The following is a 12,508-nucleotide window of genomic DNA, read 5'->3' on the forward strand; positions in this document are numbered from 1 at the left end:
GCCCCGGCCTGTTCTGCGGATCAGCGATATTCGCCGGCCAGCGATTCGACGAATTCGATATTCTCCGAGGTCACGAAGCCCGGCCCGGTAAAGATCGAGTTCGACGGCGCCACACCATATCGCACGTAGGCCGTCAGCACCTGGATCGGGATCGAACCCTGCAAAAACGGCTGCTGATCGATGGCGAAATCAACGGTGCCGTCCTTGATCCCTTGGGAAATCGCGGGCGACAGATCGAAGGTGCCGAAATAGATCTCGCCATCCAGCCCCAGATCGGTGACCGCCCGGATCGAGGGTTCGGCCGAATTGGGGCCAAGCGTCAGGATCGCGCCGGTATCGGGATTGCTGGTCAGATAGGCCTTCACCTTGTTCAGCACCTCGGACGGGTCGATGCCGGAATCGATCATCTGATTGCCCAGCTCGACCCCCAGCCCATCGGCAAAGCCGCGACAGCGTTCGACCGATTGCGGGTTGGTGATATAATGGTTCACGCACAGGAATGTCTCGATCCCCGCCTCTTTCGCGCGCTGGCCCGCACCCAGCCCAGCCTCGTATTCCGGCTGGCCGACATGCAACAGCGCGCCAAGCTGCTGGCTTTCCTCGACCGTGCCCGAATTCACCGTGACCACCGGGATGCCCTTGGCGATCGCATCGGTGATCGGGCCGGACAGCACGTTGTAATCAGCGATGGTCACGATGATCCCATCGACCCCCGCCGCCGAAGCCTGCTGGACGATCCGGGCCATATCCGCCAGATCGCCGGTCGGCGGATTGCGATATTCGGTCGAGACGCCCAGTTCGTCGCTGGTCACCGTAATCGCGTTCTTGATGACGTTGAACCAGCTGTCGCTGTCCGGGCCGTGACTGATCCAGACGAACTGCTCGCCTTCGGCATGTGCCGCGCCAGCCAGTGTCGTCATTGCCGCGATTGCGCCGATCGCAACCGATTGCAGCATGAATTTCATTGTGATTTTCCTCCCCCTGATGGTGTCACCGATCCGCCTTGCGGCGGATATTCCGCATCCCGCCCGACTGTCGTCCGTCCGGTCCTCCCCGACCGCCCGGCCATTCTGGCAGAGTCATAAATTGCAGCGTAAACACTTTAGCAAAATTAATTGCACAATCCGCTGCGAGTCAACGTTTAAATCCGGCATGGCCAGACCTGCGGGATTACGCGCGGGGCAGGGGTCAGAACTGGTCGGCGACCTCGGGCGCGGGAACAAAGCGCCATTTGCGCAGCGGCCCCGCCATCACGTTCAGGTAATACATCTGGAACCCGACCGGCACACCGCAGGGGTGGTGGCCGCGCGGAACCAGCACCACATCGCCATCGCGCACGGTCATCGTCTCGTTCAGGCTGTCATCGTCGGTATAGACGCGCTGAAAGCCGAAACCGTCACCGGGGCTGATGCGGTGATAATAGGTTTCCTCAAGATAGGTGATGCGGGGGAAGTCGTCCTTGTCATGGCGGTGGCTGGGATAGGATGACCAGTTGCCGGACGGCGTAAACACTTCGGTCACCAGCAGGCTGTCGGCGACGGCATCGGCCTCCATCGCGATATTGTTGATAAAGCGGGTATTCGCCCCCTCGCCGCGCTGGGTCAGGGTGATGCCGTCGGGCCCCAGCCTGCGCGCCTCATGTCCGCCATGACCGGGCGCGGCACAGACGGCGATGGTGCAATCGGTGCGGGCGACCGCCTGCCAGTTCTGCCCGTTCGGGACATAGAGGCTGTGCGGCGGCGTTCGCTCGAAGACATCCATCCGGTCGCCCAGAACACCCCAGTCCCGACCGGCGGCATGAATGGCGGCCTTGCCCTCGACCATCACCAGGATCACCTCGTTTTCGCCGGTCTCCTCGGCCACGCGGTCACCGGGCTTCAGCCGATAGAGGCCAAAGCCCACATAGCCCCAGCCCGCCGATTGCGGGGTGACGTCGAAGATCTTGCCATGGCTGGCGATCGGTCTCAGCAGCAGATCGCTCATCTGTCCTCCTCGGCCCCGTCGGGCGGGTCGAATGTCACGAAAAAGCGCCAGGCCGCGTAAAGGCCGATGGCGGTGAAGATCACCCCGAAGAACGGCGCGCCCGAGATGAATTCGAACAGCCCCCAGCCAAGCGTCAGCACCACCAGCAGCACCCTGAGCCAGAGCGGGCGATAGAAGGCATCATTCAGGTCGAACATGGGCAGGGCCTTTCGGGGTCGGGCCGGGATCAGCGCGCCTGTTCGCGCGCCTTGTCCCAGATGTTGCACAGCCGCATATAGCGTGCGGCCATTTCATCGACTGCGGCGCTGTCGGTCAACTCGTCCCGCAACCATTGGCTGGCGACCTGCCCGAAGATGGTGCGGCCAACGGCAAAGCCCCGGACCAGATCAAAGCCCGCCGCGACGCGGAAACTGGCGGCCAGTTCCGCCTCGGGCGCGTCGAGGCCCAGAACCACGATGCCGCGGGTATGGCGGTCGTTTTCCTCGATGGCGGCGATGGCATTGGCCCAGCCCTCGCGGGTCTTCATCGGCTCCAGCTTCCACCAGTCGGGATATATCCCCGCCGCATAGAACTGCCGGATCAGCGTGGCGGTGGTGTCGTCATCGACCGGGTCGACCTTCGAGGGGATGATTTCCAGCAGGAATTCCAGCCGGTTGCGACGCGATGCCTGCCACAGCCGCTGCACGGTGGCGATCTGGCGCGCCTGCGTTTCGGCATCGTCGCCGGGATGGCAGAAGCACAGCACCTTCACCACATTTTCGCGCGCCCATTGGCTCAGCCCGCCGCAATCGGGGCCAAGTTCCGGCTCCAGCTTCAGCGGGCGCGATCCCGGCCATTCGCAGGGCCGCCCGATCCACAACCCCGTGCCGCTGGCGGCGTGCAGCGCATCGCGACCGATGCGGTTGTCGCACAGGATGCCATAGCCGGGCCGGCCAGCCTGCACCCGCAACGCGGCCTCAAGGCACAGCTTCTTGAACGCGCCGCCCTTTTCCGGCGTAAACCCGTCCATATCCTCAAGCTGCATCCGGTGATCGAAGGCAAAGACCCGCATGGTGGACCAGTCGCCGCCATGTTCCGCCGCGCGATTGGTGGACCAGTGCAACTGCTCCAGCTCCGCGTCGTTTCGCAGATCGGGCCGGACCACGCCGCGCTTCAGGAAGAAGTCGAGTTCCGCCCATGAGGGATAGGCCGGGGTGCAGCCATGCCGGCTGACCGCGAAGGCGCCGCAGGCATTGGCATATTCCAGCGTGCGCGGCCAGCTTTCGCCGTCCAGCCAGCCCTTCATCAGCCCTGAGAAGAACCCGTCGCCCGCGCCCAGCACGTTGAACACCTCGATCGGGAACCCCGGTCCGGCCTGTCCGTCGTCGAGGCTGTCGGGGATCGCGCCCTCGAAGGCCACCGCGCCTGCCGCGCCGCGCTTGCAGACCAGCGTGGCAGCACTGACCGCCCGGACCGCGCGCAGGGCGGCAATGGTGTCGGTGCTGCCGCCGGCGATGTGGAATTCCTCTTCGGTGCCGACGATCAGGTCGAACAGATGCAGCACCGATTGCAATTCCTGCGTGACTTTGGCGCTTTCGACAAAGCGGCTTTCGCCCGCGCCGTGCCCCGCCACGCCCCACAGGTTCGGGCGGTAATCGATATCCAGCGCCGTCCTTGCCCCATGCTTGCGGGCCAGTTCCAGCGCCTTCAGCACCGCTGCGCGGGTGCGCGGATGGGACAGATGCGTGCCGGTGGCCAGAACCGAGCGGGCCTGCGCGATGAACCCCTCGTCGATGTCATCCTCGCACAGCGCCATGTCGGCGCAATTTTCGCGATAGAAGATCAGGGGAAAGCTGTCCTCGTCGCGGATGCCCAGGATCACCAGCGCGGTCAGCCGTTCCGGGTCGGTGACGACGCCGCCTGTCTCGACCCCCTCGCGGATCAGCTGCTCGCGGATGAAGCGGCCCATATGTTCGTCGCCGACGCGGGTGATGACTGCCGAGCGCAGCCCAAGCCGCGCCGTCCCGCAGGCGATGTTCGTCGGGCTGCCGCCGATATATTTCGCAAACGACCCCATATCCTCCAGCCGGCCGCCGATCTGCGCGCCGTAAAGGTCAACCGAACTGCGGCCGATCGTGATGACATCCAGAGTCTTCATTCCTTCCCCCACACGTTGCCTGTGCCCCCACACAGCCCCCGCCCTTCACACTTCGATTGGTTTGATCCATGGCTGGTTTTCTGCCTGGTGGCTGTCGACGACGGCTTCGACGAAGGCGACGCCTTTCAGGCCGTCCTTGGCCAGTGGCAGGTTCTGTCCGACGATGCCGGGCTGGCGGCCTTCGGTTCGTGCCCGGATCGCCTCGGCGAAACCGGCATAGAGATTGGCGAAGGCTTCCAGATAGCCTTCGGGATGGCCGGGGGGCGTGCGCGAGCGCGCCTTCGCGTCCTCGGACAGGTCGTCGGCGCCGCGCTTGATGATCTGCACGCGGCCGTCCAGCGGGGTCCAGATCAGCTCGTTGGGCTGTTCCTGGAACCATTGCAGCGCGCCCTTGTCGCCAAAGACCCGCAGCCGCACGCCGTTGGAATTGCCGATGGCCACCTGCGAGGACCACAGCAGCCCGCGCGCGCCGCCCTGATAGCGCATCATCACATGGGCATTGTCGTCCAGCGCCCGGCCCGGAACGAAGGTCGCCAGATCGGCGGTCAGGCTTTCCAGCGTCAAACCGGTGACGAAGCCCGCAAGGTGATAGGCATGGGTGCCGATATCGCCGATGGAGCCGCCGCGACCGTTCCTGACGGGATCGGTGCGCCAGGCGGCCTGGGCATTGCCGTCCTGCTCGATGGGTTTCGACATCCATTCCAGCGGATATTCGACCTGCACCGTGCGCACCGCCCCCAGCTTGCCCTGCGCGATGCGGACGCGGGCCTCATGCACCATCGGATAGCCCGAATAGGTATAGGTCACGCCCACGAAACGACCCGAATCCCGCGCCAGCGCCTCCAGCGCCACGGCGTCTTCCAGCGTCGCGGTCAGGGGCTTTTCGCAGATCACGTCGAAGCCCGCCTCGATCAGCCCCTTGGCGATCGGGTAATGGGTGAAGTTCGGCGTGCAGATGGCGACCGCGTCCACCCGGTCCTCGCGCGCGCCTTCGGCCTCGACCAGTTCCTGCCATGTGCCATAGGCGCGGGCGGGGTCGATGCCCTGCGACAGCGCGAAGGCGCGGCCGCGTTCCGGGTCGGCATCGAAGGCGCCCGCGACGATCTGCCAATGTCCGTCCAGCCGGGCGGCCAGGCGGTGGATATTGCCGATATAGGCGCCTTCGCCGCCACCGACCATGCCAAGTCGCAGGGGTCTGGTCATGTTTCCTCCAGTCCGAGCATCGCCCGGTTCGCGGCGCGGTCGGCGCCGGATTTCACGAAATCGTCGAAGGCCCGGTCCGACACGCGGATGATGTGATCGGCGATGAAGCGCGCGCCCTCGGCGGCGCCGTCCTCGGGGTTCTTGACGAAACATTCCCATTCCAGAACCGCCCAGCCATCGAAGCCGTGGGTGGTCAGCCTGGTGAAGATGGCGCCGAAATCGACCTGCCCGTCGCCGGGGCTGCGGAACCGGCCGGCGCGTTTCGACCAGGGCTGGAAGCCGCCATAGGCGCCGGATTTGCCGTCGGGGCGGAACTCGGCATCCTTGACGTGGAAGGTCTTGATGCGGTCGTGATAGTGGTCGATGAAGGCCAGGTAATCCAGCCCCTGCAACACGAAATGGCTGGGGTCATACATCAGGTTGGCGCGGGGGTGGTTCTTCACCTTCTCGAGGAAGAACTCCCAGCTATGGCCGTCATGCAGATCCTCGGACGGGTGGATCTCATAGCAGAGATCGACGCCATGCGCGTCGAAATCGTCCAGGATCGGCGTCCAGCGTCTGGCCAGCTCGTCAAAGCCTTCCTCGATCAGCCCCTCGGGCCATTGTGGATAGGGATAGAGATAGGGCCACAGCAACGAGCCCGAGAAGGTGACATGCCGGTCGATGCCCATGCGTTTCGAGGCGCGGGCGGCGAAGCGCAACTGTTCCTCGGCCCAGGCCCGCCGCGCGGTCGGGTTGCCATGCACGGCCTCCGGCGCAAAGCTGTCCATGATCGCGTCATGGGCCGGATGCACCGCCACCAGCTGCCCGGTGATATGCGAGGCGAATTCGGTGATCTGAAGCCCGTGATCGGCCAGCATCCCCTTGATCTCGTCGCAATAGGCGTCGCTTTCGGCGGCCTTCGTCATGTCGATCAGGCGGGTGTCCCATGTCGGGATCTGCACGCCCTTGAAGCCCTTGCCGGCGGCCCATTCCGCAAGGCCCGGCAGGGAATCATAGGGCGCCTCATCCGCCGCGAACTGGGCCAGAAACACGCCCGGACCCTTGATCGTGCGCATGGCTCAGGCCTCCAGCTTGGCGGCGGGGGCCGGCGCATCGTCATAGCCGCCATGGACCGACTGATCGAAGGGAATGACCGCCCCGGTCATCATGCCGCCATCATCAGAGGCCATCCACAGCACGGCGCGGGCGACCTCTGCCGGGTCGAGGATGCGGCCAAAGGGTTTCTGCGCCGCCGCCCGGTCGATGAAATCGGGATCGCCGGTTTCCGACAGCACCAGCGCACGTTCATGGTCGGAATTCATCCAGCCGATATCCAGCTGATTGACATGGATGCGGTGGCGCATCAGCGCGAAACCCGCATGCCGCGTCAGCGTGGCCAGCGCCCCTTTCGAGGCCGCATAGGGCGCCAGGAACGGCTGCCCCACCAGCCCCGACATCGAGCCGATATTGACGATGCGCCCCTCGATGCCTTCGCGGGCCATCACCCGGGCGGCGTCCTGGATCAGGAAGAAGGGCGCGCGGGTATTGACCGCGAACATGCGGTCGAACAGCTCGGGCGTGGTGTTCAGCATGTTGCCGCGATCGGTCAGCCCGGCGGCATTGACCAGAATATCCACCCGCCCGAAGCGCTTGTCGGTCGCGGGGATGATGGCCTGCACATCGTCGATATTGCCCAGATCGGCGGGCACCATTTCGACCGGAACGCCGGTGGCCTGGGTGATGTCGGCGGCGACCTTCCGGCCCTTTTCGACCCCGCGCCCGACGATCACGATGCCCGCCGCGCCGGCTTCGGCGAACAGCCGCGCGATGGCCGCGCCAAGGCCCTGCGTGCCGCCGGTGACGACGGCGATCTTTCCATCAATGCGGTTCATTTCACCACCTCATAGCCCGCTGCCGCCATGACGCGTTGCAGCTCGTTGTGACCTTTTTTCGCCATCTCCAGCGGCGGGTTGGCAACCGGGTCCTGTTCGGCCTCGACCACGAACCAGCCCTCGTAACCCTTGTCCGCCAATGCCTTCACGATGGCCTCGAAATCCAGATCGCCATCGCCCGGCACGGTGAAGGCGCCCTTGATGACGGCATCGAGGAAGCTGTCGCGCGTCCGGTCCACGGCATCGGTGACGGCGCGGCGGATATCCTTGGTATGGACATGGCTGATGCGGGCATGGTGATTGTCGATCACCCGCATCACATCGCCGCCCGCAAAGGCCATGTGACCCGCGTCATAGAGCAGCGGCACCGAGGAATGCCGCATGAACAGGTCCAGTTCCGCCTCGGTCTCGACCGCCGCCGCCATGTGGTGGTGATAGGCGATCGGCATCCCCTGCGCGGCGCACCAATCGGCGAAGTCGCTGATCCTGCGGCCATAGGCGGCCATCTCGGGTTCGGTCAGCTTCGGCTTGGTCGCCAGCGGCGCGGAACGCAGGCCCTGAATGGAACGGGCGGTTTCGCCATAGACGATGCAGGGCGCGCCGGCGGTGATGAAGAACTGCATCTGCTGCGCGATCCGGTCCTTTTCGGCCTCGATATCGCCATCCAGCAGCAGGCCCGAGAACCAGCCGCCGCAGACCGAGATGCCATGCCGGTCCAGCACCGGACCCAACTCGCCCATGTCCATCGGAAAGCGGCGGCCGGTCTCCATGCCGGTAAAGCCCGCTTCCGAGGCCTGCCGCAGACATTCCTCAAGGCTGACATCATCCGACAGCTCGGCCAGATCGTCATTCCACCATGCAATCGGGGCAATCCCCAGTCTTGCTTTCATTTCAGACACCTGCACGCTGTGCTTCACGGATCTTCTCTTGCGCGGCACGGGCGGCGCGGACGGTCTCGAAATTCGAGACCTCGGGCACGCCGACATCCCAGTCCGCATCGCCGGGCACCCATTTCCAGGCATCCGAGACGATCGAGATCACCGTCACCCCGTCATGGGCCAGCGCATCCTTCATCGCCCCTTCCAGATCGGCGAGGCTTTCGGCCTTGACGGCACGCGCACCCATCGCCTCGGCATGTTTCACGAAATCGACATGCAGCGGGTTGTCGCGGTTCTGCACCCGGCAATCGGCCAACAGGTTGTTGAAGCCCGGTACGCCCTTGGCCTGTTGCAGCCGGTTGATGACCGCGAAACCGCCATTGTCGCAGACCACGACCACCATCTTGTGGCCGGTCAGCGCCGCCGAATAGATGTCCGAATTCATCATCATATAGGTGCCGTCGCCCAGCATCACGATGGGCGTGCCGCCCGTGGCCCCCGGTCCATCCTGCGCCATGGCGCAGCCCCAGCCCGCCGCGATCTCGTAACCCATGCAGGAGAATCCGAATTCGCAGTCGAAGGTGTTGGGGTTCTTGACCCGCCAGCCCTTGGTCACCTCGCCCGGCGTGCCGCCCGCCGCCGCGATCAGCGTATCGTTCGGCCCGGCGACCTTGTTCAGCACGCCGATGACCTGCGCATAGGACGGCACCAGCTCGTTCGTCGGCGCCTGATATTCGTCCAGCAGGCTGTTCCATTCGGCGAACAGGTCCCTGGCGCGCTGCATCAGCCCCGGCTCGGCGGCGTAATCGCCAAGCGCCGCGTCCAGCTCGCCGATGGTTTCCAGCGCATCGCCGACCACCGCCAGCGATCCATGCTTGATTGCATCGAACCGCGCCGCGTTGACCGAGATGAACCGCGCATCCGGCGAAAACGCCGTCCACGACCCGGTGGTGAAATCCTGCAACCGCGTACCGATGGCCAGGATCACATCGGCATCCTTGGCCAGCGCATTGGCCGAGGTCGAGCCGACGATGCCGATGGGCCCGGCATGGACCGGATGCTCATGGGTCAGCGCGCCCTTGCCGGCGATGGTCTCGACCACCGGGATGCCGCGCTTGGCGGCGAAATCGGCCAGCGCATCCTCGGCCAGTGAATAGCGCGCGCCGCCGCCCGAGATGATCAGCGGCCTTTCCGCCGTCTTCAGCAGTTCCGCCGCCGCCGCGACCGCATCGCGATCCGGGCGCGGGCGCGGGATGGCCCAGACGCGCGGCTCGAAGAAGGCCTCGGGATAATCGAAGGCGATTTCCTGCGTGTCCTGCGCCAGCCCGATGAAGGCCGGGCCGCAATCGGCGGGGTCCAGCATCGTCGCCACCGCCTGCGGCAGCGATTGCAGAAGCTGCGCGGGCAGGACGATCCGGTCCCAGTAACGCACGACCGATTTGAAGGCGTCATTCGCGGTGATGGTCGGATCGCCGTAATGTTCGACCTGTTGCAGCACCGGATCGGGCAGGCGGCTGGCGAAGGTGTCGCCCGCGATCAGCAGCACCGGCAGCCGGTTCGCCATCGCCACGCCGGCGGCGGTGACCATGTTCAGCGCGCCCGGCCCGATCGAGGTCGCGGCGACCATCAGCTGCCGCCGCCGCTTGGCCTTGGCGAAACCGATCGCGGCCAGCGCCATCGACTGCTCGTTCTGGCCGCGCCATGTCGGCAGTTCGTCCTGCACCTGCTCCAGCGCCTCGGACAGGCAGGTCACATTGCCATGCCCGAAGATGCCGAAGACGCCTGCGAACAGGGGAACGCGGCTGCCGTCGACCTCGGTGAACTGGTTGCAAAGGTAACGGACAAGGGCCTGAGCCATGGTCAGGCGCACGGTCTTGCGGGTCATCTCGCCTCCTCCTGCGGATGGTGTTTCCCGAACATTACGGAATGATGATTGACAATGCAATAGTTTTGCAATGATTATTGCCAAATGGATTTTGGGAGGAGCTTCATGACTGGAATCGCAGTTCTCGGCACCGGCCGCATCGGCCGCATGCATGCAGAAAACATTGCCGCGCATCCGCGTGCCCGGCTGGCCGGGGTCTATGACATTCATGGACCTTCGGCGCAGGAGGTGGCCCGCAAGCTGGGCGTGACGCAATTCGATTCGGTCGAGGCCGTGCTGGGATCGGATGATGTGGACGCGGTGCTGATCGCCAGTTCCACCGCCACCCATGCCGACCTGATCGAGCAGGCGGTGGCGGCCGGCAAGGCGATCCTGTGCGAAAAGCCCATCGACCTGTCGCTGGACCGGGTGAATGCCTGTGCCGCGAAAATCGCCGGCAGCCAGTTGCCGATCATGCTGGGCTTCGTGCGCCGTCTGGACAGCGGTCATGCGGGCGTGCGCCGGGCCATCGAATCGGGCCGGATCGGCGATCTGCATCAGGTCATCATCACCTCGCGCGACCCGGGCATGGCGCCGGATGCCTATATCGAGGTCTCGGGCGGCATCTTTCGCGACATGACCATCCATGACTTCGACATGGCCCGCTTCATTCTGGGCGAGGAGGTCACCGAGGTCAGTGCCACCGGTTCCCGCCTTGTCGATCCGGCGCTGATGGAACGCTGCGACGATTACGACACGGTGACGGTGGTGCTGAAGACCGCTTCGGGCAAGCAGGCGATCATCAACAACTCGCGCCGCGCCGTCTATGGCTATGACCAGCGGGTCGAGGCCTTCGGCAGCGCGGGCATGGCGATTTCCGACAACCATGCGCTGGATCATGTCCGGCTTTACGGCGAGGGTTTCACCGACCGCGCCGCCGCGCTGAAGGATTTCTTCATCGAACGCTATGACGAGGCCTTCGCCGCCGAGATCGACGCCTTCGTGGATGCGGTCGAACAGGGCAAGCCGGTGCCGATCAGTTTCGAGGATGGCAGGCAGGCGCTGATCCTGGCCGAGGCCGCGATCCGCTCGGCCGCCGAGGGGCGCACGGTCAAGACCGCAGAGATCGGATAAGCCATGTATTCGCAATTCGGACTGTTCATCGACGGCGGCTGGACCCCCGGCACCCAAACGGCCGAAGTCATCTCTCCGGTCACCGAAAAACCGCTGGGGGCCGTGCCGATGGCCACGGCCGAGGACACGAAGGCGGCGCTGGATGCCGCCGCCCGCGCCCTGCCGCGCCTGCGCGAGATGGGCGGCTTCGCCCGCGCGGACGCGCTGCACAGGGCCGCCGACGAGATGATCCGCCGCAGCGACGAGGCCGCGGCCATGATCACCGCCGAGACCGGCAAGCCCATCGCCCAGGCCGGCCGCGAATGGGTGCTGTCCTGCGAGCAGTTCCGCTGGTTCGCCGAAGAGGCCCGCCGCATCTATGGCCGCGTCATCGACAGCCGCGTGCCCGGCGGGCGCTTCGAGGTCACGCGCGAGCCGGTGGGCATTGTCGGCGCCTTCACCGCCTGGAACTTCCCCGCCGCCCTGCCGGCCCGCAAGCTGGCCCCGGCGCTGGCGGCGGGCTGTCCGGTGGTGCTGCGCCCGTCCTCGCAGACGCCGGGCGTGGCGATGGTGATGGTCGATTGCCTGCGCGCCGCCGGCCTGCCGGACGGGGCGGTGAACCTTGTCGTCGGCGCCACCGCCACCACCTATGCGCCGATCATGGCCGACAGCCGGGTGCGCAAGGTCAGCCTGACCGGTTCCACCCGCATCGGCCAGCAGATGATCCGCGACGCCGCCGAGACGGTGAAGAAGGTCAGCATGGAGCTGGGCGGCAACGCGCCGCTGATCGTTTACGACGACGCCGATCTGGATGCGGCGCTGGATCTGACCGTGCCGACCAAGTTCGCCAATGCCGGGCAGGTCTGCGTGACGCCGGACCGAATCTTCGTCCATGACAGCCTGCATGACGCCTTCGTTCAGGGCTTCGTGGCGCGGACCGCCGGGATCAAGCTGGGGGACGGGCTGGACCCGGATACCGGCATGGGGCCGCTGATCAACGGCGGCCGCCTGTCCGAGATCGAATCCATCGTCGCCGATGCCGTCCGGGGTGGCGCGACGCTGGCCCATGGCGGCCAGCGCCCCGCGCATCTGAACAGCGGCTTCTTCTTCGAGCCCACGGTGCTGACCGATGTGACCGACGACATGAAGGTGTTCGCCGGGGAAAACTTCGGCCCCATCGCCGCCATCACCCGCTTTTCGACCGAAGACGAGGTGATCCACCGCGCCAATGCCAGCGACATGGGGCTGTCGGCCTATGCCTTCACCCGCTCGCCCGACCGGGCGCGGCGGATGGTGGCGGCGCTGAAAGCGGGCATGGTCGGCATCAACAGCTTCGCGCTGGCCGCGTCCGAGGCGCCTTTCGGCGGCACCAATCATTCCGGCATGGGCCGCGAAGGCGGGATCGAGGGGATCGAGGATTACCTCGACACCAAGCTCGCTCAACTCGTGTTCTGAG

At 65.6% G+C, this 12,508-nt stretch carries 11 protein-coding genes; 2 read left to right on the top strand and 9 right to left on the bottom strand.

From position 1 onward, the window contains the following. Nucleotides 1-20: 20 nt before the first annotated feature. From JHW40_RS18490 to iolD, 9 genes are all read right to left on the bottom strand, one after another. Nucleotides 21-965, bottom strand: a complete 945-nt coding sequence (locus JHW40_RS18490) for a sugar ABC transporter substrate-binding protein (RefSeq protein ID WP_090610831.1) — start codon at nt 963-965, stop codon at nt 21-23. Nucleotides 966-1,188: 223 nt separating this feature from the next. Beyond that, nucleotides 1,189-1,983: a 5-deoxy-glucuronate isomerase gene (iolB, locus tag JHW40_RS18495; protein WP_090610832.1), complete on the bottom strand. Its 795-nt coding sequence runs from the start codon at nt 1,981-1,983 to the stop codon at nt 1,189-1,191. Continuing rightward, nucleotides 1,980-2,180, bottom strand: coding sequence for a hypothetical protein (locus tag JHW40_RS18500; RefSeq protein WP_090610833.1), 201 nt, complete (start codon nt 2,178-2,180; stop codon nt 1,980-1,982). Before JHW40_RS18500 ends, iolB begins: the two co-directional genes overlap by 4 nt. Nucleotides 2,181-2,209: 29 nt before the next feature. Further along, nucleotides 2,210-4,120 (bottom strand): bifunctional 5-dehydro-2-deoxygluconokinase/5-dehydro-2-deoxyphosphogluconate aldolase, encoded by a 1,911-nt coding sequence (locus JHW40_RS18505; RefSeq protein ID WP_090610834.1) that lies wholly within the window; start codon nt 4,118-4,120, stop codon nt 2,210-2,212. A 45-nt stretch (nt 4,121-4,165) separates the two neighbouring features. After that, nucleotides 4,166-5,299 carry a Gfo/Idh/MocA family protein gene (locus JHW40_RS18510; protein WP_090610835.1) on the bottom strand — a complete coding sequence of 378 codons (1,134 nt, stop codon included), beginning with the start codon at nt 5,297-5,299 and terminating at the stop codon, nt 4,166-4,168. Between the two features lie 20 nt (nt 5,300-5,319). Continuing rightward, nucleotides 5,320-6,381: a sugar phosphate isomerase/epimerase family protein gene (locus JHW40_RS18515; protein ID WP_090610836.1), complete on the bottom strand. Its 1,062-nt coding sequence runs from the start codon at nt 6,379-6,381 to the stop codon at nt 5,320-5,322. Between the two features lie 3 nt (nt 6,382-6,384). Further along, the gene (locus JHW40_RS18520; protein ID WP_090610837.1) at nt 6,385-7,197 is read right to left on the bottom strand and encodes an SDR family oxidoreductase; all 813 of its coding nucleotides are present in this window, start codon (nt 7,195-7,197) and stop codon (nt 6,385-6,387) included. Continuing rightward, entirely contained in the window at nt 7,194-8,087 is an 894-nt protein-coding gene (iolE, locus tag JHW40_RS18525) for a myo-inosose-2 dehydratase (RefSeq protein WP_090610838.1), read from the bottom strand. The genes JHW40_RS18520 and iolE overlap by 4 nt, the downstream gene beginning before the upstream one ends. A gap of 1 nt (nt 8,088) precedes the next feature. Next, nucleotides 8,089-9,960, bottom strand: a complete 1,872-nt coding sequence (gene iolD / locus JHW40_RS18530; protein WP_090610839.1) for a 3D-(3,5/4)-trihydroxycyclohexane-1,2-dione acylhydrolase (decyclizing) — start codon at nt 9,958-9,960, stop codon at nt 8,089-8,091. A gap of 105 nt (nt 9,961-10,065) precedes the next feature. On the opposite strand from iolD, the gene iolG reads away from it, so the two are divergent. Both iolG and JHW40_RS18540 read left to right on the top strand, forming a co-directional pair. Next, nucleotides 10,066-11,073, top strand: coding sequence for an inositol 2-dehydrogenase (iolG, locus tag JHW40_RS18535; protein WP_090610840.1), 1,008 nt, complete (start codon nt 10,066-10,068; stop codon nt 11,071-11,073). A 3-nt stretch (nt 11,074-11,076) separates the two neighbouring features. Beyond that, a complete protein-coding gene (locus JHW40_RS18540; RefSeq protein ID WP_090610841.1) occupies nt 11,077-12,507 on the top strand; it encodes an NAD-dependent succinate-semialdehyde dehydrogenase in 1,431 nt (476 codons plus the stop codon). The last annotated feature ends 1 nt before the right edge of the window (nt 12,508 follow it).

It is taken from the genome of Paracoccus alcaliphilus, from assembly GCF_028553725.1.
Taxonomy (GTDB): domain Bacteria; phylum Pseudomonadota; class Alphaproteobacteria; order Rhodobacterales; family Rhodobacteraceae; genus Paracoccus; species Paracoccus alcaliphilus.